Here is a 19,746-nt window from a genome sequence, read left to right on the forward strand (position 1 = left end):
TTACTCCGAAACATCATCGACGAGCACCGGGCGCTTGGCGCGGACGCTCTCGATCAGCGTATCGATGAAGGCGAGCGCCAGAAGGCCCAGCCCGACGACCATCGCACATTGCGGAATCCAGATCGGGATCGCGACGATGCCGGTGGACATATCGCCGTAATGCAGGCTCTCGAGGATCAGCGAGGTCGCGAACCACACAGCGTAGGCGCTGGCCGCGAAGCCAAGCGCGAGCGCTACGAGCTCGGCGACCCATTGGCCACGGGCGGGCAGGCGGGTCAGCACGAGATTGACGCGAATATGGCTGCCGTGGCGCAGTGTGTGTGCCAGCGCCATGAAGCTTGCCGTCGCGAGGAAATAGCCCGCGAAATCGGCATAGGAGGGGATCGTGTAGGAGAGAGCGGGCCCGCCCAGACGGGCGAGCACATTCAGCCCGACCTGGGCCGTGACCAGCAGGCAGATCGCGAGGATCGAGACGGCGGCGATCCCTCCGGACAGAAGATAGACCTGATCGAGCAGGCGACGCATGGTGGATACTCCGGGGGCTTGTGTGAGGAAGAGCATCGAAAAAGGCCCTCCCGCAGTGGCGGAAGGGCCCCGGATCGAGCGGGCTCAGTTGCCCTGATAGGCCTTGAGCACCTCAAGCGCGTCGGGGCTGGCCTTTTCTTTCCAGTTCGCGAGCATCTCGTCGCCGATCTTCTTCAGACCCTGCTCCAGCTCAGGGCTCGGATCGACGATCGCCATGCCGTTATCCTTCATCTCGGCGGTCTTTTCGGCGGCCTCTTTCTTCGACATCTCCCAACCGCGGGTCTGCGCGGTGGCGGCGGCATCCATCACGGCCTTCTGTTCGTCTTCGCTCAGACGGTCGAAGGCGCGCTTGTTCACCACGACGATGTTCTTGGGCAGCCAGGCGTCGATCTTGGTGTAGGTGTCGACGAAGTCCCACGCCTTGGAATTCGCGCCGGTCGAGGGCGAGGTGATCATCGCTTGCAGCTGGCCCGTCGAGAAGGCCTGCGGAATGTCGACCGCTTCGACCTGCACGGGCGCGGCCTTGGCGAGCGTCGCAAATTCTTCCAGCGCCGGGTTATAGGCGCGGAAGCGCAGCCCTGCGAGGTCGTCCACGGATTTGATCTCGCCATTGGTATAGAGCCCCTGCGCCGGCCACGGCACCGAGAACAGCGGCATCAGCCCTTGCTTGTCGAGAAGCTTGGTGATGACGGGCTTCTGCGCCTCCCAAAGCTTTTCGGCCTGATCGTAGCTGGTGGCGAGGAAAGGCTGGCTGTCGACGCCGAAAGCCAGATCTTCGTTCGAGAGCGTCGAGAGGAAGAACTCTCCGATCGGCACCTGACCCGAGCGCACTGCGTTCTTGATCTCGGAATGCGGGAAGAGCGAGCCCGCGGAATGCACCTTGATCTCCAGCTTGCCGCCGGTCGCTTTCGACACGTCCTCGGCGAAGTCGCGGATATTCACGGTGTGGAAGGTGGTGTCGCCATAGGGCGTCGGCATGTCCCAGGTCTGCGCCTGAACGGCTGTGCCCAGTCCCAGCGCAACCGCGAAGCTTGCAGCAAATCTGATCTTATCTCTCTCCTGTCGGGTCGCGGCGGAATTCGTGTCCGCCTCTTTTTCATAACGTTGACAAATTGTCTGTAAAATGAAATCAAAGTCAACGATAAGTTTCAAAATCGCGGTCTGAGCCAGTGGAGATGCCCTGACATGATGCTCGAAGAAGCATTGCGGCCCGGAACGGCCCAAGCGCATAGCCCGCAGATTTTGCCGGCTGGCGGAGACGGGCTGCTCGTGCGGTTCGCGCTGGTCGCGGAGCCGCGAGCGATAGCGGCGGCGCAGAGCTTTCATCAGCGCGTGACGGAGAGCGATCTGGCCGGTTTGCGCGAGGTCGTCCCCAGCCTCGTGTCGGTTCTCCTGCGTTTCGATCCGGAGGCGGTAACGCGGGCCGAGATGGCCGAGCGGCTGGAGACCCTGCTGTCCGAGGCCGATTGGCTAAGTGCGGCGCCGCATCCCGCGCAGCGCGTCTGGCATTTGCCCGTGGCGTTCGGCGGCGAACACGGTCCCGATCTGGAAGAGGCGGCGAAGCTTGCGGGGCTTTCTCCGCAAGCGGCCATCGACGAGATCACGGCGACCCAGCTGAGCGTCCTCGCCATCGGCTTCGCGCCCGGCCAACCCTATCTCGGTCTGCTGCCCGAGCATTGGAATCTCGCGCGCCGCTCCGAGCTGAACCCGCGCGTTCCGAAAGGGGCGCTCTGCGTGGCGGTGCGCCAATTGGTGCTGTTCGCGAATGCCTCGCCCACTGGCTGGCATCAGATCGCGCGGACGGCCTTCGATGTGTTCCGCCCCGACCAAACCGACCCCGTGCCGCTGCATGCGGGCGACGAGGTTCGCCTCGCGCCGGTCTCCGGCACCGAGATGGACGCGCTTTTGAAGGTGGGCGATCCGATGGGCGGCGCGCGCTGCGAGGTGCGGTCATGAGCGGCGGATCGCTGATCCTGCGGAGCGTCGGGCCAAGCGTGAGCGTGCAGGACATGGGCCGCCCCGGTCGCATGGCGCAAGGCATCTCGCGCGGTGGCGCGGTCGATCCGCTCGCATTGGTCGAGGCGTCGGCGCTTCTGGGGTCGCGCAAACCGCTTCCCGCGTTGGAAATGGCGGTGAGCGGCGGGCGGTTCGAGGTTACGGCTCCGACGCGGATCGCCCTGACCGGCGCGCCGATGCAGGCGGAGCTTGACGGACGCCCCCTGCGCTGGGGCGCGAGCCACAAGATCGAACCGGGCGAGGTGCTGTCGATCGGTGCCGCGCGCGCGGGCATGTTCGGCTATCTCACCTTCGCGGGTGGGATTGAGACGCCCGAAGTCCTGGGCAGCCGCTCGGCGCATCTCGCCGCCGGGATCGGATCGGCGCTGGAAGCAGGCGCGCGCCTGCCGCTTGGCACGGACCCCGAGCCCGACGCGACCGCGATGGTTCTCACACAGGACGACCGTTTCTCGGGGGGCACGTTGCGGATCATCCCGGGACCGCAGACGGGCCTGTTCGACGAGGCCACTTTCGTGCGGCTCACCACGACCGAATTCACCCGCGCGCGGCAGGGCAACCGTCAGGGCGTGGCGCTCGAGAGCGATGCGCCTGCGCTGACCTCGGACAAGGCCAAGGGGCTCGCCTCGGACGTGATCTTCGAGGGCGATATTCAGATGACGGGCGCGGGCACGCCCTATGTGCTGCTCGCCGAATGCCAGACCATCGGCGGCTACCCTCGGATCGGTACCGTGCTGCCCTGCGATCTGCCGCGCATCGCCCAAGCCGCGCCGGGGACGAAACTGCGGTTCAAAGCGGTGACGCTGGACGAGGCCGACGCCTTGGCCCTGCGCTGGGAGGCGCAGCTTCAGGCACAGCGGGCCAAGCTGCGCCCGTTGATCCGCGATCCGCACGACATTCATGACCTGCTCAGCTACCAATTGATCAGCGGCGTGACGGCAGGGCGCGAATTGGAGGAAGAAAATGGCTAAGATCGACCTGAACGCCGATATCGGAGAAAGCTTCGGCCCGTGGATCATGGGCAACGACGCCGCGCTGATGGAGGTCATTACCTCCGCCAATGTCGCCTGCGGTTTCCACGCGGGCGATCCGGATGTGATGGCGCAGACGATGCGCGCAGCTGTGGCCAACGATGTCGGTATCGGCGCGCATCCGGGCTTTGCGGATCTGCAGGGCTTCGGCCGTCGGCGGATCAAGCTCAGCGCCGAGGAGCTGACGAATCTGGTCACTTATCAACTGGGCGCCGCGCAGGCGATGGCCCGCGCGGCGGGTGGCGCGGTGCGGCATTTCAAGCTGCACGGGGCGCTGTCGAACATGGCCTCGGAGGATATCGAGATCGCGCGGGCCTGCTATTCCGCCGCCCTGAAAGTGCAGCCCGACATCATCCTCGTCGTTCTGCCGCAGACCCCGATGGAGCAGGTTGTGCGCGAGTTGGAGGCCAATTGGGCGGGCGAGATTTTCGCCGATCGCGCCTACGAGGACGACGCTTCGCTGATGGCGCGATCGAAGCCCGGTGCGGTGCTGCATGACGCCGGAGAGGTCGGCGCGCGGATCGAGGAGATGCTGCGCAAAGGCGCGATCGTGACCGCCTCGGGCAAGGAAATCCCCTGCAAGGTCGACACGGTCTGCCTGCACGGCGACGGGGCAGAGGCGCTGGCGATGGCGCGGGCACTGCGCGGGCACCTGACCGAGGCTGGCTTCGAAATCTGCCGCTTCGGGGCCTGATCGGCTCAGATCATCCGCGCGTGCAGGTTCCACAGCAGCCACAGCGTCCCGCCGCCCATCAGCAGCAAGATCAGCGTGGTGAACAGGATCAGATGCAGGTCTTCCTGCTTCTGCCCCTTCAGGCGAATATGCAGGAAGAAGCGGAAATGGACCACGATCTGCACGATCGCGGCCACGGCGGTTGTCCACCAGATCGCCACTTTCGGCAGCAGATCCCACGCCACCAGTGCGAAGATCGGCAGGGTCAGCGCCAGCGCGAGCGCATAGCCGATCAGGTAGCTGCGGGCCTCTTGGCGTCTTTCGTCATGTTCGCTCATGCCAGCCCCCCGATATAGACGATGGAGAAAATTCCGATCCAGACGATGTCGAGGAAGTGCCAGAGCACGGCGAGGCGCACCATCGACAGCTTTACCCGGTCGTCCAGACCGTAAACGAGCATCTGCCCCAGGATCGCGACTGCCCAGAGGCAGGAGAACGTGACGTGCAGCCCATGCAGCGGCACCAGCGCGAAGAAGGACGACAGGAATCCGCTGCGCTGAGGTGTGCCGCCTTCCGAGAACATCTTCAGGAAGTCGTGGATCTCGAAGCCCACGAAGGTCAGCGCGAGCGCCATCGCGATCAGCAACCACAGCACCATCTTCACCGGGCGCGGCTCGTGCTTGAGTGCGAGATGAGAAAAGCCAATCGCGACCGATGACGTCAGCAGCAGCATCGTCTCGATGAAGATCGACTTCAGCTCGAACAGTTCCTGCGGGCCGGGGCCGCCATTCGTGTTGGGCCGCATCACCACATAGGTCGCCATCAGCAGGCCGAACAGGATCGCATCGGACATCATGAAGACCCAGAAGCCGAAGACTTCGGTTTCGGCTTGGTCGTCGGCGCTCTGGTGCTTGGAACCGAGGTTGAGGCCGGGATGACGGGTGGTCTGGCTCATCGCGTGGCCTCCTGCGACATCGGTATGGCGTGGCCGCGGTTGTCGCGGGTGTATTCGGACGTGCGGGGCACGCGCGGCGTGCGGGCGGCCAGTTCGCGGAAGGCGCGCCATTCCTTGCGGACTTCCTCGGCAGGGACGCGCTTCTCGGTGTCGCGCCGGAAGCCCTGAGCGATGATCACCAGCGGCACCAGTGCCGCAAGCGGCAGAACCGCCCACCACATGTACCATGTCAGCGTGAAGGCCAGCGCCGTGCCGAGCGCCCCGATCACTGGGCCGAACGCGGCGTTCTTCGGCAGCCAGATATCTTCGAACCCGTCCTCGGGCGGGCCGAGATCATGACCCGAGGCTTTCAGCGTCGCAAAGGCGTCGCGGCCCTCGACACGGGGCAGGGCGGGGAAGTTCCATTCCGGCGCGGGGGCGGGGATGCCCCATTCGAGCGAGCGCCCGTCCCAGGGATCGCCTACCGGCACGGCCAGCCGCTTGCGATCGCGCACCGAAACCCAGAGTTGCACGATCAGCGCGAGGAAACCGGCGAGGATCAGGACCGCGCCGCCCAACGCGATGATCGTCCATGGCAGCCACTGTCCGGAGAAATAGCCCGACATCCGCCGCGGCATTCCCATCAGCCCCAGTACGTAGAGCGGGAAGAACGCCCCCATGAAGCCGAGTATCCAGCACCACGCTGCGCGGTAGCCCCATTTCTCGTCGAGCCGGAACCCGAAGGCCTTGGGAAACCACATCGTGTAGCCTGCGATCATTCCGTAAAGCAGTCCGGGGATCAGCATGTTGTGGAAATGCGCCACGAGGAACAGCGTGTTGTGGACCTGGTAGTCGACCGACGGGTTCGCCAGAATGATGCCCGACAGCCCGCCGACGGTGAACAGGAACAGGAAGGCGATGGCGTAAAGCATCGGCACCGAGATGCGCACCCGCCCGCGAAACATCGTCAGCATCCAGTCGTAGATCTTGACCCCTGTGGGCACCCCGATCGTCATCGTGGCAATGCCGAAGGCGGCATTCAGATTGGCGCTCTGGCCCATCGTGAAGAAATGGTGGACCCAAACGGTGAAGCTCAGCACCGCGATTGCCATCGTCGCGATCACCAGCGCGGTGTAGCCGTAGAGCGTCTTGCCCGAGAAGGTCGAGAATACCTCCGACCAGACGCCGAACGCGGGCAGGATGAGGATATAGACCTCCGGATGGCCGAACAGCCAGAACAGGTTGGCGTAGTTCATCATGTTGCCGCCACCCCCATTGGTAAAGAAGTGGAAGCCCATGTAGCGATCCAGCGCGAGCAGCGCCGTCGCGATGGTCAGCGGCGGCATCGCGAAGATCATCAGGATCGAGGTGCAGAGCGACGTCCAGGTGAACAGCGGCATCCGCATAAGCTTCATGCCGGGGCAGCGCTTCTTGTAGATCGTCACGGCGAAATTCAGCCCCGTGAAAGTCGACCCGATCGACGACAGCGTCACCGCCCAGATCCAGTAATCCGGCCCCGCGCCGGGGTTGTAGGCGGCTTCCGTATAGGGCGGGTAACCGGACCAGCCGCCGGTCGAGAAGGGCTCCAGCACCAGCGAGATCATCAGGATCAGGCCGCCCGCGATCGTCAGCATCAGCGAGACCGAGTTCAGCACCGGGAAGGCCACATCGCGCGCGCCGATCTGCAACGGCATCACGAAATTGATCATGCCGGTCAGGAAGGGCATCGCCATGAAGAAAATCATGATCGTGCCATGGGTGGTGAAGAGCTGCGCGAAATGGTCGGGCATCACGATCCCACCGCCGTCATGGCCCACCACCTGCTGGCTGCGCATCACGAAGGCTTCGGCCAGCGCTCGCGCCAGCATCACGAAGGAGAAGACGATATACATGATGCCGATCTTCTTGTGATCGACCGAAGTCAGCCACTCGCTCCAGAGCGGTCGCCACCATCCTTTCACCGTGATCAAGATAACCACGACGACGAAGCCCAGCACCGCCATGCCCGCAGCGGCAGTGCCAGTGATGCCGGAGAGCAACTCGGTCCTGCCATCGGCGCGCACGATATCGGTGACCGGCAGCGCGTCCAGCGTCAGGCGTCCGAAGGGGAAACCCCAGATGCTGCTCCATGTGTTCATTGTTGCGTCTCCTTCAGGCCGGCGATCTCGTCGAACATTCCGCTCGGCGCGGTCGAGAACAGGATCGGCTGCTCGGTAGGCTGGTCGAGCGCGCGGGCCAGTTCGACCTTGTTGCTTTTTTCCTCCAGCGCTGCGCGTGCCTTGTCGTCGAGAGGCAGGCCGCGCGCCTTCGCCGCCTTCACCCAGCGTGCGAATACCTCGTCGTTCATGGCGCTCGCCTTGAAATTCTGCGTGTAGAACCCTTCGCCGTTAAACTGCGTGTTGCGGCCCTCGAAGGTGCCGGGGCCGTCGGCGGCCAGATGCAGCTTCGTCTGCATCCCCTTCATCGCGTAGATCTGGCTGCCCAGCCGCGGGATCATGAAGCTCTGCATCACCGTGTCGGAGGTCAGATGCAGCTCGAGCGGGCGCGAGGCAGGGAAGGCCAGCTCGCCCACGCTCGCCACGCCTTCTTCGGGATAGAGGAACAGCCATTTCCAGTCATAGGCGACCACATCGACGACCAGCGGCTTGCCCGCCTTGCCCGCCACCGGGTTGTAAGGATCGAGGGTGTGGGTCCGCTGCCACAGATAAACGGCAAGCATCAGCACGACCAGGATCGGCACGCCCCAGGCCAGAATTTCGAACACCGTGGCGAACGACCAGTCGGGGCGGTATTCGCCCTTCGAGCGTCCGTAGCGGTAGCGCCGGATCAACCACGGGGTCGCCGCGAAAACCGGGATCACGACGATCGCCATGAGGATCAGGATGATCTTCAGATGAGTAACCTGAGCGGAGGCGATCGGCCCGGCCGGGTCGAGAAAACTCTCTGCTCGCGCCTCTCCCGCGCCGGTCCAGCCCCAGCCCATCCAGAGGGCCACGACCGCTCCGGATAGGAGGGGGGCTCTGCGGATCGAGGCGGCAAGGGACATGGCAAACTCGCGTGCACAAGGGGGTGTGCGGAAACGGTAGACCGACCTCCTCGTCGGACAAGTTCGGCTGCCCAACACGTTTTTTTCACGGAACCATGCGGGCCGCTCAACGTTATGCGCGTTTCTTGGTGCTGCGAGGCTGTGTGTCATTGGCTGCGCCTCATCTCGTTCGGGCACAGGTCGTGGCGCATCGCCCAGTCGAGAAGCGCGCCGTCGAACCGCTCGGGTGCGACCTCCTCCAGCCCGGGAATTTCATGCAAGATGATCCGGAGCGCGCGGCGCTGTGTCTCTGTCAGACGTGCGTCTCTCCAGAGGCGGTAGATCCCGCGCGGCAGTCTCCGCTGCGGCCGCGCGGTGCTGTAGAAAAGAGCGAAGGGAATGGATTTCACCTGTGCGACGTAGCTGGAAAATTGCGGCAGGAACTGCCCGGTGAACTCGTCGGAGCCCGGGGGAAATACCTCAGCCAGCGCCATCACCGCGCGGCCCTGCGCTGCCGCCTGCGTGGTGGAGAAGACAAAGCTCACCGCCAGCGTAAGCACCAGCATTCCCGTCACCCCGGTGATGACCGAGATCAGCGACCAGCCGGTGCCCGCGGGGTTGGCGTAGCCGCCGCCCAGCGTCGAAAGAAGGTGCCCGGCGTAGGAGAGGCTGTCGGCGAAGCTCGCCGCAGGCAGGCCCTTTGTCGTTTCGAGCGATCGGCTCGCTGCGAAGAAGATCAGGCTCCAGCCAAAGGCGACCGCAGCGATCCAGACCGCGCCCAGCCACGCCATCGTCACCGGTCCGCAAATCCGATGCGCGATCCGCGTGTGACCAATCGTGCGCATCCGCGCGAAGCCGAACCGCGCGACGGCACGCGAGAGCGCCCCGGACTGTCCTGCGCCCAACGCGCACAGAAGGATGTCCCAAAGTGAAATCGCGACGAGGGCGGCGCCGAGGAGGATGAGGAAAGTGGTCAACGAAAGCTCCGGAAGGATGGAAAGGAAAGGTGGTCAGGCGGTCTCGGGCCTGACGAGCGGCAGGTAATGGCGCCGCGTCATCAGCATCAGGACCGCGAGCAGAGGCGTCGCGAGCGCGAGCCCGAGAATGCCGAAGAAGCTGCCCATCAGCAGTTGGAACGCGATCACCAGCGCCGGCGGCAGCGACATCGCCCTCTCCTGGATCTGCGGTGTGACGACATTGCTCTCGAGCGCCTGAACGCCGAGATAGAGCAGCACGACCCAAAGCATCGTGATCGGACTCACCGTCAGACCCATCGCCATGGCGGGGATCGCTGACAGGACCGGGCCGATATTGGGAATGAAGGTCAGAAGCCCTGCGAGGATCGCGAGGATCGCGGCCAGCGGCACGTTCAGCGCCCAAAGGCCGATGAAGGTCAGCACGCCGATCACCGTCATCGAAATCATCTGCGCGAAGAGCCAGCCAGACAGGGCCGCCCAGCCGGTCGCGAAACTCGCGACGATCCAGTCGCGGTCAGAGGCCGGAAAGAGCGCGGCGATCCCGCGCCGATACAGCTGCGGCTCCACCGCGCCGTATACACCGATGAAGGTTATCAGCAACGCGTTCCCGAGCATGCCAATCGACACCATCACGGTCGTCGCGGCTCCTTCGCCGGACGGCGCCATCGCGCCCAGATCGATCGAGCGCGTGAAGGAATGCAGCCAGCCATGCGAGTCGATGAATTGCTGTGCCTGCTTTCGTGCCTCGGGCAGGGCGCTCAGCAACTGGTCGAGCTGGTCTGACAGCCCCTGCGCCGCATATACGAAGAACAGCACCCCAAGCCCGATCAGCAGCAGCGCGTAGATCAGGAGCCCCCAGCCTTCGCCAATACGCAGCCTGCGCGCGATCGCGTTCCCGCCCATGCGCAGAAAAACCGCGATGAGCAGCCCTGCGAAGATCAGCAGCAGGATATGGGGAGCGATCAGGACCAGCAGAAGGAAAATCGCGATCGGCAGCCAGAAGGCGATCCGCTCGCGCGTGACCCATGCGCGCAGCCCCCGCGGCGCCGGACGCGCGTCTTCTGTGCGGGGTTGAGCCGGGTGTGACATGTCGCTCTCCGTGGCAGGTTTCGCTTGTTGAAAAGCCAACCAGTCGCCTCCGTCGAGGTTCCGTGCGCGCGACACTGCGGAAGTGAATTGTCATCCCGCTTTGGCGTCCCCTCGTACGCGCGCGAAGCAAGCTGTTTTTCCCGGACTTCTCGGAACAAGATGAAAAGATATGAAAAAATGTACCCGAACAAAAAGTTCGGAATGTCTTATGTTAATCGCCTAAACTTTTTTGCCGACGCTCCGCCATCGGGCGGAACTGCGCGCTTCAAGGGGGCGTTGAGCGGACGAATATTTCAGACGTGACAGCCGTCACCATTCGTTCAATCCGGAGGTTTTTTCAGTCATGCCCGCCCGTCTCATCGTCGTGTCCAACCGCATTCCCTCCGAGGCGACGCCCTCGGGTGGGCTCGTGGTGGCGCTCCACGAGGCGCTGCGCGAAAAGGGCGGCATCTGGATCGGCGCGCATCCCGAGATCGGGTCCGAAGAGCCCGCACTCATCGATATGGGGGGCACCCAATACGACAAGCTCGCCTTCCGTCTGACCGAGGAAGACCGCGAGGCCTATTACCTCGGCTTCGCCAATTCCGTGCTCTGGCCGATCGCGCATCACCGCACCGATCTGGTCGAGATCAATCGCAGCTTCGACGAGGGCTACCTCCGGGTGAACCGCCGTATCGCGCAGCAGATGGCCGAGGTGATTTCGCCCGAAGATCACATCTGGATTCACGACTACCATTTCTTCCCGTTGGCCGAGGAGCTGCGCAGCCTCGGCGTAACCAATCGCATCGGCTTTTTCCTTCACATCCCTTTCCCCAACATCACCGATCTCGACGTGTTGCCCGATCCGCCCGCCTTCGCGCGCTGGCTGGCGCATTACGATCTCGTCGGGTTGCAGACGCGTGCCGACGTGGCGCGCTGTCTCGAGATGTTCCGCGCCGATCCGAGGGCAGAAATGTTGCCCGACGGCGCGATCAAATTCGGCGCGCAGGAGGTATCCGTCCGGTCCTTTCCGATCGGTATCTCGGCTGAGAGCTTCGCCCGGGCGGCGCAGGACTGCGCGCCGCCGCCCGCGCACGAATTGTTCGGCGATGCCTATGTCATCGGCGTCGACCGGCTCGACTACTCCAAGGGGCTGCCGCAACGCTTCCGCGCGTTCGAACGCTACCTCGAGAGCTACGACACGGGGCCGCGCGCCTCGCTGGTGCAGATCGCCCCGCCGTCGCGCGAAAGCGTGCGGGCCTATCAGGAGATCACCGCCGATCTGCAGCAGATCGCGGGGCAGGTGAACGGACGCTTCGGCGAGGTCCATTGGGCGCCGATCCGTTTCCTGCACCGCCCCGTGCCGCGCGACGAGATCGCGGGGTTGCTGCGCGGCGCACGGGCCGCGCTCGTCACGCCGCTTGCGGACGGGATGAACCTCGTGGCGAAGGAATATGTCGCGGCACAGGACCCGGAAGATCCGGGCGTGTTGGTGCTGTCGCGCTTCGCGGGCGCCGCAGAGGACATGACCGAGGCCCTGCTGGTCAACCCGCATGACGTCGACGAGACGGCGGCCGCGATCCGCCGGGCGCTCACGATGCCGCTCGAGGAGCGTCAGGCGCGCCATACCGCCTGCCTGAAGGTAGTCGAGGCGACCGATACGCGGATCTGGGCGCGCAGCTTCCTCAATCGGCTCGCCGCCTGCACACCCGCGTTGCGCATTACCGGGCGCGCCGCCGAATGGCTTCGGGACGAAGAAGAGGGCCGGGAATTCGACCCGGGCGCGCACCGCTCTATTTCAAAGGAGGAGGTCTGATATGACCATGATGTCACGAAATCTGGAGACGACCGCGTCGGAGGAGGGCGCGCTCGTCCTGATGCTTCATCCCGGGAATTGCGATCTCGAGTGCCACGGCGCGTTCATCGAGGCACTGAAGGATGACCGCTCTCACATCGTTTGCCTGTCGCAAGAAGGCGGTGGGCGCGGGGCGCTGATCGCCCAGCTCGGCGCTTGTGGCGCGACGCCGATCTGCGCATCCTTCCTGACCTATAAAGACGAGGCGCTCTCCGATCCGGAAGAGCATGGCTCGATCGCGCATGTGCTGTCCTACATCATGCAGGCGCATGGTTTGACGCGCATCTTCGTGCCCAAGCACGATGGCGATCACGCGTGCCATGCCGCAATCGACGCAATCGCACAGAACCTGTCGCGTATCACCGGAGCGCCGGTCATTCACGCCGACGATCTGCCCGCGGAAAGCGACCTGGTCGCCGGTGGCGGCGATCCTGGCGGGAGCGGCTCGATCCTGAGCGCACATGCCTGAACGGGTTCTCTCCGGGGCCGAGCGCTCGGCCAAAGAACAAGCCGCTCGCGCATGAAGCTGCGCGAACGGCCCGGGATCGGCTTGTCGAAAAGCGGACCCTCGACAGGCCTCCCTAATGCTCGGGGCTTTTCCTGAAGCCCGTCACTTGGGCATGATCACCTTGTCGATTACGTGGATCACGCCGTTGCTGGCTTCGACATCCGCCTGCGTGACGCTGGCGTCGTCGACCATGACCGCGGGGTCGGTCTTGATCGTGACTTCCGAGCCCTGCACCGTCGCGGCCATCATCCCGTCGCTCAGATCGCCGGACATTACCTTTCCGGGCACGACGTGATAAGTCAGGATCGAGGTCAGCTTGTCCTTGTTCTCGGGTTTGAGTAGGTCATCGACGGTGCCTTCGGGCAACGCGGCGAAGGCCTCGTCCGTGGGCGCGAAGACGGTGAAGGGGCCATCGCCCTTGAGCGTGTCGACGAGACCCGCAGCCTGCACGGCGGCCACGAGCGTCTCGAAGCTGCCTGCGTTCACGGCGGTGTCGACGATATCCATTCCGCCATGATTGTCGGCATGGGCGGGGGCGGAAACGAGCGCCGTTCCGGCGAGGACAGCGGCCATGAAGGTTCTTCTCAGCATTCTCTTTCTCCCTTGGTTGGATCGTTGGCAGATCCGATGTTGGATCATGTGAGAGATACGGGAGATGCGCGGCATCGGATCACGCGCGGCTCGCAATTTTGCGCGTATTCGTGATATCGCGTGATCGCGGGCGTTCGAAGCGGTCAGCCGTCGAGAAGATGGAGCAACTGCACCTCGGCGCGGCGCAGCCCGTCCACCGCCGGAGCGTCCTGAGCGAGGCTGGCGAGCGCCTCCGGCTCGGCCTCGCTCAGTGCAATTACCTCGGGGTGGATATAGGAATTGCGCGCGATCGCCGGCGTGTTGTGAAGGCGCGCGGCGGCAGCTTCCGCCATCGCCTTGATCGTCACGCGCCCGTCATCCGCCTGCCGCATCGCTGCCTCGAGCGCCGCCGCCGATCCGTTCCAGGTCCGGAAGGTCTTCGCCGTCAGCCCTTCGGCCCCGGTGCGATCAGTGAGGAAGGCGTTCACCTCCTCGGAGCGCACGGAGTGGGGCTCCCCCGCCTCGTCCAGCCACGTGATCAGCTCGGCGCCCGGCAAATCGTCGAGCCGCGTCAGGGCGCGTTCCAGCGTCTTGTCGCGGAGCTCGCTTTCGACCTGCGCGCCACCCTTGCCGGTGAAGGAGAAATGCAGCGTGTCCCCGTCGAGCGTCATATGCGCCCCACGCAATGTCGTCGCGCCGAAACTGCGGTTCTCGCGGGCGTAATCGGCATTGCCGACGCGGATCGCGGTCCGGTCGAGCAGCGCCAGAACCGCGGCCAGCGCGAAGGCCCGGTCGCCCGGATCATGGCCACGCAGGTCGTTCAGGATCGCGCGACGCAGGCGTGGCAGCACGGTGCCGAATTTCGCGAGCCGGTCGAATTTGCGCTGCGCGCGAAACTCGGTCCAGTCAGGGTGGTAGCGGTATTGCTTGCGCGCCCGCGCGTCGCGCCCCGTCGCCTGCAGATGCCCGTTCGGACGTGGTGAAATCCAGACGTCCTCGTAGGCGGGCGGCACCGCCAGTGCCTCGATCCGCCTACGCTCGGCACCGCGCGCGATGGTCGTGCCATCCGGGGCGGTATAGGTGAACCCGCGCCCGCAGCGCCGGCGCGTGATGCCTGGTCGGTCATCGGGATAATAGACGAGATCGGGCAGATCTTTCATGGGGCGAGAACGCCGGGGGGCTCGGCGCAGTTCCCCGTGTGTCGCGCCTATCGCGGGGCTTCTCGCAAGTCATCGGGGCGGTCGATATCGTGCAGCGTTCCGGGCGGCAGCGAAATCCGTCGCAGGTCGGGGGCGCGGCGCAGCAACGCCCCGGCGCCGCGGTCGCCTGTCAGCCGCAAAGCCGCGCCGAACAGCCTGCGCGGGATCAGCGCGGGCGGTGCGAGGCGGCCCTCGGAGGTGGCCATCCCCGGATGCGGCCCGGGTGTCGCGAGAAGCTGGCGCAGATGCGCCCGCGAGACATTGGGCATATCGCCAAGGACGATCAGGAGATGGCTGGCCCCGCTGGCGTGCGCGGCGCGGATCGCGCGATGCAAGCTCGCGCTCTGGGCGCGGCCCGGTCCGATGCAGAGAAGGTCGAGGCCCGCGCCGCGGAGCTCCTTCGGAAGCTGGGGGCCGCGGGTGATCCCGGCACGTCGGGGCAGGCCAAGGCCCCGCAGCGTCTTCGCGGCACGCAGCACGAGCGCGGCCTCTCCGCCGGAACGCGCGGCCAGCTTGTCACGGGCACCGAAGCGCCGCGACGCGCCCGCCGCAAGAACCACGCCCATGATCTTGCGCGCCAAGCTTCAGACCCGCGCGAGTTGCAGCACTTCGGCCAGCACGGAGACCGCCAACAGCCGCGGCTCGCGCGCCTGTTCGATGAGGCCCACCGGACCGCGCAGCCGAGAGATCGCGGCTTCCGAGAGCCCTTTGCGGCGCAGCGCCACCGCGCGCTGACGTGCCGTTCGGCGGCTTCCCTGCGCGCCGATGAAGAACGCGTCGCTTTCCAGAAGCTGCGCGAGGATCGGGATTTCCCGGTCGTGATCGTGGAAGAACAACAGCGCCGCCATGCGTGGATCGGGCGCGATCTCGCCAAGAGGGTTGCTGCGCCGGAATTCGTGGCTCGTCACGCCGGGCAGGGTCACCGGTTCGGGCATGACGAGATCGGCCTGATAGCCCGCGCCCGCCGCGAGCTGGGCAAAAGTCTCGGCTTCGATCCCGGTGCCGAAGACCACGAAACGCGGCTCGGGCACGAGATGCAGGCTCAGATCGGTCTCGGGCTGCGGCGCGAGCGTCAGAACGCCCTGCGCGCCCGAGAGGTGTAGCGAAAACGGCATGCGGGCAGCGATCGCCTTGGCCATCCGCTCTTGAGCGGAGACCGGCGGGGCAGGGATCACGGCGATGTCGAGCGCGCCGCCGCAGGGCAGCACGAGGTCGATGAAGGGCGAGCCTTCGCCGTAGCGCAAGTGCCGCGGGCAGCCGTCCTGTGCGACCTTTTTCAGATGCAGCTCAATATCGGCATCGATGCAGCCCGCCGAGAGATGGCCCCGGATGTCGCCGCGATCGTCGAGGCTCATAGCGGCACCGAGGGGGCGGTAACCCGCCCCCTCGATCCGCGTCAGAATGGCCAGCGCCGCCAACCGTCCCGGCGCGGGCAGCGGTATCTCCGCCATGCCGAGCCGGGTTTCAGTATGTGCGCGCGCGCGGAGCGGACTACCGTCCATCAGCAAACCCCTCGAGAACCTTGTCCGGCGTGGCCGGATAGTGATGCAGCCGAATGCCCGTCGCGTTGTGGATCGCGTTGATCACCGCGGCGCCGGAGCCCGAGATCCCGAGCTCGCCGACGCCCTTCGACTGGATCGGGTTGGCCTCGTCGTCGCGTTCGGGCAGGAAGACCACTTCGATGTCGCGCGGAATATCCGCATGCGAGGCGACATGGTAATTGGCCAGATCCCGGGTGACAATATGGCCGGTGCGCGGATCGTGACCAAGCTCTTCGAGCAATGCCGCGCCCACGCCCCAGACCATGCCACCGACGGCCTGGCTGCGCGCGGTCTTCTCGTTCAGCACGCGACCGATCCCGAGAACGCCGAGCATCCGACGCACCCGCACCTCGCCCGACACCTCGTTCACGGCGACTTCAACGAAATGCGCGCCATACCCTGCCGAGAAGTGGGTCTCGGCGGTTTTGCCGCCCTCGATCCTGCCTTCGGCGCTGATCGGATCGCTGAGCAGATCGACCAGCTTCGCGCTCTTGCCGTCGCCGGAGACCTCGCCGTTGCCGAGCTTCAGATCCTCGATCCGGCAGCCGAGCTTGTCGGCAAGCTGTTCGCGGATCTTGCGCGCGGCGAGGAAGACTGAAGACCCAGACGACGACGCCCCGAAGGAGCCGCCCGAGCCCGACGCGCCCGGCAGGTCGCTATCGGCCAGATGCACGGAGACCTTATCGATCGGCAGGCCCAGCATCTCGCCCGCGATCTGGCCGAGGATGGCGTAGCTACCGGTACCGATATCGGTCATGTCGGTTTCGACCAACGCACCGTCCGCGCTGAGCGTGACGCGCGCCGCAGAAGGCACAAGGAAGTTCGACCGCCCGGCGCCCGCAACGCCCATGCCGATCAGCCATTCGCCTTCGCGGCGCGTCCCTGTCTTGGGGCGCTGGTCCCAGCCGAAGCGCTTCGCGCCTTCGCGCAGGCTTTCCTCCAGCGCGCGGGCCGAATAGGCCTGACCGGTTTCGGGATGCTTTTCGGGTATGTTGCGCAGCCGCAGTTCCACCGGGCAGATACCCAGCTTCTCCGCGAGTTCGTCCATCGCAGTCTCCATTGCGAAGGTGCCGACCGCTTCACCGGGTGCGCGGACCGAGCCCGAGGGCGTGCGGTGATTGCGAGAGATATGCTGACGCATCACCCGGTTGGGCGCGGCATACATGAAGCGGCTCGCGGCATTCACCGGTTCGGAGAAGGCTTCCTCTTCGAGATTGGAGACTCGATCCTCGTGACCGATCCCGGTCAGCTTGCCGCTCTCGTCGGCGGCGAGACGAAGACGCTGCCAGGTCTCGGTGCGGCGCAGCACGGCGTCGAAAACGGTCTGACGGCTCAGCACGATCCGCACCGGGCGTTCGAGCTCGCGCGAGGCCAGCGCCGCCGCGATATGTTCCGAGGAAATGCCCAGCTTGGAGCCGAACCCGCCGCCCACATAGGGCGCGAGGATATGCACCTTGTCCGACTCGACGCCAATCGCATCGGCCAGCTCCTCCTTGTTGAATCGCACCATCTGCAGCGACCCATGTAGAACAAGGCGACCGTCCTTCCACTCGGCGATACCGGCATGCGGCTCCATCGCCGCCGAGACGTGACCAGCGGTGGTGTATTCGATATCCACCGACTGCGCGGCCTTCTCCATCGCGGCGTCGAGGTCGCCCTGGATGCTTTCGCGGCCCTCGTTCAGTTCGAGATCCACCCCGGCCGGGTCGACCGGTGCGCCGGGGTTCTGTTCGTAGCTGATCTTGATCCGTGCGGCGGCATCGCGCGCGGTCTCGAAGCTTTCCGCGACCACGAGGCCGATCGGCTGGCCGTGATAATCGATGCGGTCTCCGGGCTGCACGGGCGACGCACCCGCCATGCCCTGCGCCGGGTTGCGAACGAATTTCGGCCCGTGGAACAGCCCGACATATCCGGGCAGTTTCTTCGCTTCGCTCTCGTCGAAGCCGGTGACCTTGCCGCGCGTGATCGTCGCGCGCAGCATCACGCCGTGGACCATGCCTTCAAGCGCGAATTCGGCGGCATAGGGCGCGGTGCCGGTGACTTTCAGCTTGCCCTCGGGACGATCGAGCGGGGCGCCGACCAGACCCTGATTGGTTTCGTCCAGCAGCCGTGGCTGCGCTTCATCCATCGTGAACGTGTCGCTCATGCCAGCGCCTCCACCTTGTCCGTTCCGGTCGAGGCCGGGGCCATGCCCGTCGCCTCGCGCATCACCGCGACCAATGCGCGGCGGGTCATCTCGCGTTTGAAATCGTTGCCCTCGTCGATGACAGCGTCGGCCAGCAGCACGTCGGCGGCCCTGCCGAACAACTCCTCCGAGGGGGGCTCGCCTTCGAGCATCGCGTTGACTTGCGCATCCGCCCAGGGGCGCGCGCCGATGCCGCCGAAAGCGAGCGAGGCGGTCTTGATCGTCTCGCCGTCCATTTCGACCACGGCGGCGACCGAGACGAGCGCGAATGCGTAAGAGGCGCGGTCGCGGATCTTGCGATAGCTCTGCGTCGCGTTCGACTGCGGGGCAGGGAGGATCACTGCGGTGATGATCTCGCCCGGCTCGAGGCAGGTCTCGATCTCCGGGGTTTCGCCGGGCAGCTGATAAAGCTCGTCCAGCGCCACGGTGCGGGTCGCTCCATCGGTGCCACGGATTTCCACCTGCGCATCGAGCGCGCGCATCGCCACCGCCATATCGGAGGGGTGGGCTGCGCGACAGGCGGCCGAGGTGCCCAGGATCGCGAGCATGCGGCTGACACCGCCCTTGGCGGCACAGCCCGCGCCGGGGTTGCGCTTGTTACAGGCCATTGCCGGGTCGTAGAAATAGGGGCAGCGCGTGCGTTGCAGCAGGTTGCCGCCCGTGGTCGCCTTGTTGCGAATCTGTCCCGAAGCGCCGGCGAGCAGCGCGCGCGACAGCACCGGATAGGCGCGGCGCACCTGCGGATCGGCCGCAAGGTCGGCATTGCGCACCAACGTGCCGATCTTCAGCCCGCCCTCATGCGGCTCGATCTTGTCCAGCCCGTCGATATGGTTGATGTCGATAACCGTCTCGGGGGTCATCACCTGCAGCTTCATCAGGTCCAGCAGGTTGGTGCCTCCGGCGATGAACTGCGCGCCGTCACCCGCCTTGGAGGCCGCGTCATCGAGTGCGTTGGCGCGGAGATAATCGAAAGGTCTCATTGTTTCTCCTCCGCTTCGGCGACACGCGAGATGGCCTCGCGGATGAAGGGATAGGCCGAACAGCGGCAGAGATTGCCGCTCATTCGCTCGGCGATTTCGGCATCGGTCAGTTCCGACGTGCCGGTGAGGCTGTCGCTGACATGGCTGGGCGCGCCTTCCCTGGCCTCGGCCAGCATGCCCGTCGCCGACATGATCTGCCCCGGCGTGCAATAGCCGCACTGGTAGCCGTCGCAGGAAACGAATTCCTGCTGCAGCGGGTTGAGGTTCTCGGGCGTGCCGAGCCCTTCGATCGTCGTGATCTCGGAGCCTTCATGCATCACTGCGAGGCTCAGGCAGGAATTCACCCGGCGGCCATCGACGAGCACCGTACAGGCGCCGCACTGGCCATGATCGCAGCCCTTCTTCGAGCCGGTGAGTTGTAGATGATCGCGCAGCGCGTCGAGCAGCGTCACGCGCGGATCGAGGTCTAGCGCGCGCGCCTCGCCATTGACGTGAAATGAAACCTTCATGGGGTCCCCCTTGTCCGGAATTCGGGCTTGGCGCAGCCATCTGGGGAGGCAGGCGCTCAAACCGGCTGAATGTGGAACACCGCGCGCGCGGCACAGGTTCCTGAGATAAAGCCCTCACGTTGCGGTGAGGGCTTTGCGGACGCGGTTCGCGTC

Annotated in this window: 20 protein-coding genes; 5 read left to right on the forward strand and 15 right to left on the reverse strand. The window is 65.4% G+C overall.

Going from position 1 to position 19,746, the window contains the following annotated elements; translation table 11 throughout:
* Together B6V73_RS04290 and B6V73_RS04295 are read right to left on the reverse strand one after the other, a co-directional pair.
* Positions 1 to 525 (reverse strand): TRAP transporter small permease, encoded by a 525-nt coding sequence (locus tag B6V73_RS04290; RefSeq protein WP_088724628.1) that lies wholly within the window; start codon positions 523 to 525, stop codon positions 1 to 3.
* 84 nt (positions 526 to 609) lie between these two features.
* Positions 610 to 1,503: a TRAP transporter substrate-binding protein gene (locus B6V73_RS04295; protein WP_088724629.1), complete on the reverse strand. Its 894-nt coding sequence runs from the start codon at positions 1,501 to 1,503 to the stop codon at positions 610 to 612.
* Positions 1,504 to 1,710: 207 nt separating this feature from the next.
* Between B6V73_RS04295 and B6V73_RS04300 the strand changes: the two genes are divergently transcribed.
* The 3 genes from B6V73_RS04300 to B6V73_RS04310 are packed head-to-tail and all read left to right on the forward strand — an operon-like array spanning position 1,711 to position 4,263.
* Complete coding sequence (locus tag B6V73_RS04300) at positions 1,711 to 2,481, forward strand: allophanate hydrolase subunit 1 (RefSeq protein ID WP_088724630.1); 771 nt, start codon at positions 1,711 to 1,713, stop codon at positions 2,479 to 2,481.
* On the forward strand, positions 2,478 to 3,509 hold the full coding sequence (locus B6V73_RS04305) for a biotin-dependent carboxyltransferase family protein (RefSeq protein ID WP_088724631.1): 1,032 nt from the start codon (positions 2,478 to 2,480) through the stop codon (positions 3,507 to 3,509). Before B6V73_RS04300 ends, B6V73_RS04305 begins: the two co-directional genes overlap by 4 nt.
* Positions 3,502 to 4,263, forward strand: a complete 762-nt coding sequence (locus tag B6V73_RS04310; protein WP_088724632.1) for a 5-oxoprolinase subunit PxpA — start codon at positions 3,502 to 3,504, stop codon at positions 4,261 to 4,263. The genes B6V73_RS04305 and B6V73_RS04310 overlap by 8 nt, the downstream gene beginning before the upstream one ends.
* Before the next feature lie 5 nt (positions 4,264 to 4,268).
* Here B6V73_RS04310 and B6V73_RS04315 read toward each other — a convergent pair whose 3' ends face one another.
* From B6V73_RS04315 to B6V73_RS04340, 6 genes are all read right to left on the reverse strand, one after another.
* Positions 4,269 to 4,580, reverse strand: coding sequence for a cytochrome C oxidase subunit IV family protein (locus B6V73_RS04315; RefSeq protein ID WP_075776304.1), 312 nt, complete (start codon positions 4,578 to 4,580; stop codon positions 4,269 to 4,271).
* Positions 4,577 to 5,197 carry a cytochrome c oxidase subunit 3 gene (locus tag B6V73_RS04320; RefSeq protein WP_075776303.1) on the reverse strand — a complete coding sequence of 207 codons (621 nt, stop codon included), beginning with the start codon at positions 5,195 to 5,197 and terminating at the stop codon, positions 4,577 to 4,579. Before B6V73_RS04320 ends, B6V73_RS04315 begins: the two co-directional genes overlap by 4 nt.
* Positions 5,194 to 7,314 (reverse strand): cbb3-type cytochrome c oxidase subunit I, encoded by a 2,121-nt coding sequence (locus B6V73_RS04325; protein ID WP_088724633.1) that lies wholly within the window; start codon positions 7,312 to 7,314, stop codon positions 5,194 to 5,196. The genes B6V73_RS04320 and B6V73_RS04325 overlap by 4 nt, the downstream gene beginning before the upstream one ends.
* Positions 7,311 to 8,171 (reverse strand): cytochrome ubiquinol oxidase subunit II, encoded by an 861-nt coding sequence (locus B6V73_RS04330; protein ID WP_143597866.1) that lies wholly within the window; start codon positions 8,169 to 8,171, stop codon positions 7,311 to 7,313. The genes B6V73_RS04325 and B6V73_RS04330 overlap by 4 nt, the downstream gene beginning before the upstream one ends.
* A 197-nt stretch (positions 8,172 to 8,368) precedes the next feature.
* A complete protein-coding gene (locus B6V73_RS04335) occupies positions 8,369 to 9,178 on the reverse strand; it encodes a hypothetical protein (protein WP_077701143.1) in 810 nt (269 codons plus the stop codon).
* A gap of 33 nt (positions 9,179 to 9,211) precedes the next feature.
* Positions 9,212 to 10,267 (reverse strand): AI-2E family transporter, encoded by a 1,056-nt coding sequence (locus B6V73_RS04340; RefSeq protein WP_088721982.1) that lies wholly within the window; start codon positions 10,265 to 10,267, stop codon positions 9,212 to 9,214.
* A 343-nt stretch (positions 10,268 to 10,610) separates the two neighbouring features.
* On the opposite strand from B6V73_RS04340, the gene B6V73_RS04345 reads away from it, so the two are divergent.
* Positions 10,611 to 12,062, forward strand: a complete 1,452-nt coding sequence (locus B6V73_RS04345) for a trehalose-6-phosphate synthase (RefSeq protein ID WP_088724634.1) — start codon at positions 10,611 to 10,613, stop codon at positions 12,060 to 12,062.
* A gap of 1 nt (position 12,063) precedes the next feature.
* Positions 12,064 to 12,570, forward strand: a complete 507-nt coding sequence (locus tag B6V73_RS04350) for a hypothetical protein (RefSeq protein WP_088724635.1) — start codon at positions 12,064 to 12,066, stop codon at positions 12,568 to 12,570.
* 141 nt (positions 12,571 to 12,711) lie between these two features.
* On the opposite strand, the gene B6V73_RS04355 is transcribed toward B6V73_RS04350, so the two are convergent.
* The 7 genes from B6V73_RS04355 to B6V73_RS04385 all read right to left on the reverse strand — a co-directional run bounded on the left by B6V73_RS04355 (position 12,712) and on the right by B6V73_RS04385 (position 19,593).
* On the reverse strand, positions 12,712 to 13,200 hold the full coding sequence (locus B6V73_RS04355) for a fasciclin domain-containing protein (RefSeq protein WP_075776298.1): 489 nt from the start codon (positions 13,198 to 13,200) through the stop codon (positions 12,712 to 12,714).
* A gap of 143 nt (positions 13,201 to 13,343) precedes the next feature.
* Entirely contained in the window at positions 13,344 to 14,339 is a 996-nt protein-coding gene (locus B6V73_RS04360; RefSeq protein WP_088724636.1) for a DNA topoisomerase IB, read from the reverse strand.
* A gap of 47 nt (positions 14,340 to 14,386) precedes the next feature.
* Positions 14,387 to 14,959 carry an NTP transferase domain-containing protein gene (locus tag B6V73_RS04365; protein WP_088724637.1) on the reverse strand — a complete coding sequence of 191 codons (573 nt, stop codon included), beginning with the start codon at positions 14,957 to 14,959 and terminating at the stop codon, positions 14,387 to 14,389.
* 3 nt (positions 14,960 to 14,962) lie between these two features.
* On the reverse strand, positions 14,963 to 15,880 hold the full coding sequence (locus B6V73_RS04370; protein ID WP_088719139.1) for an XdhC family protein: 918 nt from the start codon (positions 15,878 to 15,880) through the stop codon (positions 14,963 to 14,965).
* The gene (locus B6V73_RS04375; RefSeq protein WP_088719138.1) at positions 15,870 to 18,065 is read right to left on the reverse strand and encodes a xanthine dehydrogenase family protein molybdopterin-binding subunit; all 2,196 of its coding nucleotides are present in this window, start codon (positions 18,063 to 18,065) and stop codon (positions 15,870 to 15,872) included. The genes B6V73_RS04370 and B6V73_RS04375 overlap by 11 nt, the downstream gene beginning before the upstream one ends.
* On the reverse strand, positions 18,062 to 19,084 hold the full coding sequence (locus tag B6V73_RS04380; RefSeq protein WP_088724638.1) for a xanthine dehydrogenase family protein subunit M: 1,023 nt from the start codon (positions 19,082 to 19,084) through the stop codon (positions 18,062 to 18,064). Before B6V73_RS04380 ends, B6V73_RS04375 begins: the two co-directional genes overlap by 4 nt.
* Complete coding sequence (locus B6V73_RS04385; protein ID WP_088724639.1) at positions 19,081 to 19,593, reverse strand: 2Fe-2S iron-sulfur cluster-binding protein; 513 nt, start codon at positions 19,591 to 19,593, stop codon at positions 19,081 to 19,083. The genes B6V73_RS04380 and B6V73_RS04385 overlap by 4 nt, the downstream gene beginning before the upstream one ends.
* Positions 19,594 to 19,746 lie beyond the last annotated feature (153 nt).

The organism is Thioclava sp. JM3 (assembly GCF_002213185.1).
Taxonomy (GTDB): domain Bacteria; phylum Pseudomonadota; class Alphaproteobacteria; order Rhodobacterales; family Rhodobacteraceae; genus Thioclava; species Thioclava nitratireducens.

Coding starts and splice junctions, on each gene's coding strand:
- B6V73_RS04290 (WP_088724628.1), bottom strand. CDS start 525: ATGCGTCGCCTGCTCGATCAGGTCTATCTTCTGTCCGGAGGGATCGCC.
- B6V73_RS04295 (WP_088724629.1), bottom strand. CDS start 1,503: ATGCCGACGCCCTATGGCGACACCACCTTCCACACCGTGAATATCCGC.
- B6V73_RS04300 (WP_088724630.1), top strand. CDS start 1,711: ATGATGCTCGAAGAAGCATTGCGGCCCGGAACGGCCCAAGCGCATAGC.
- B6V73_RS04305 (WP_088724631.1), top strand. CDS start 2,478: ATGAGCGGCGGATCGCTGATCCTGCGGAGCGTCGGGCCAAGCGTGAGC.
- B6V73_RS04310 (WP_088724632.1), top strand. CDS start 3,502: ATGGCTAAGATCGACCTGAACGCCGATATCGGAGAAAGCTTCGGCCCG.
- B6V73_RS04315 (WP_075776304.1), bottom strand. CDS start 4,580: ATGAGCGAACATGACGAAAGACGCCAAGAGGCCCGCAGCTACCTGATC.
- B6V73_RS04320 (WP_075776303.1), bottom strand. CDS start 5,197: ATGAGCCAGACCACCCGTCATCCCGGCCTCAACCTCGGTTCCAAGCAC.
- B6V73_RS04325 (WP_088724633.1), bottom strand. CDS start 7,314: ATGAACACATGGAGCAGCATCTGGGGTTTCCCCTTCGGACGCCTGACG.
- B6V73_RS04340 (WP_088721982.1), bottom strand. CDS start 10,267: ATGTCACACCCGGCTCAACCCCGCACAGAAGACGCGCGTCCGGCGCCG.
- B6V73_RS04345 (WP_088724634.1), top strand. CDS start 10,611: ATGCCCGCCCGTCTCATCGTCGTGTCCAACCGCATTCCCTCCGAGGCG.
- B6V73_RS04350 (WP_088724635.1), top strand. CDS start 12,064: ATGACCATGATGTCACGAAATCTGGAGACGACCGCGTCGGAGGAGGGC.
- B6V73_RS04355 (WP_075776298.1), bottom strand. CDS start 13,200: ATGCTGAGAAGAACCTTCATGGCCGCTGTCCTCGCCGGAACGGCGCTC.
- B6V73_RS04360 (WP_088724636.1), bottom strand. CDS start 14,339: ATGAAAGATCTGCCCGATCTCGTCTATTATCCCGATGACCGACCAGGC.
- B6V73_RS04370 (WP_088719139.1), bottom strand. CDS start 15,880: ATGGACGGTAGTCCGCTCCGCGCGCGCGCACATACTGAAACCCGGCTC.
- B6V73_RS04375 (WP_088719138.1), bottom strand. CDS start 18,065: ATGAGCGACACGTTCACGATGGATGAAGCGCAGCCACGGCTGCTGGAC.
- B6V73_RS04380 (WP_088724638.1), bottom strand. CDS start 19,084: ATGAGACCTTTCGATTATCTCCGCGCCAACGCACTCGATGACGCGGCC.
- B6V73_RS04385 (WP_088724639.1), bottom strand. CDS start 19,593: ATGAAGGTTTCATTTCACGTCAATGGCGAGGCGCGCGCGCTAGACCTC.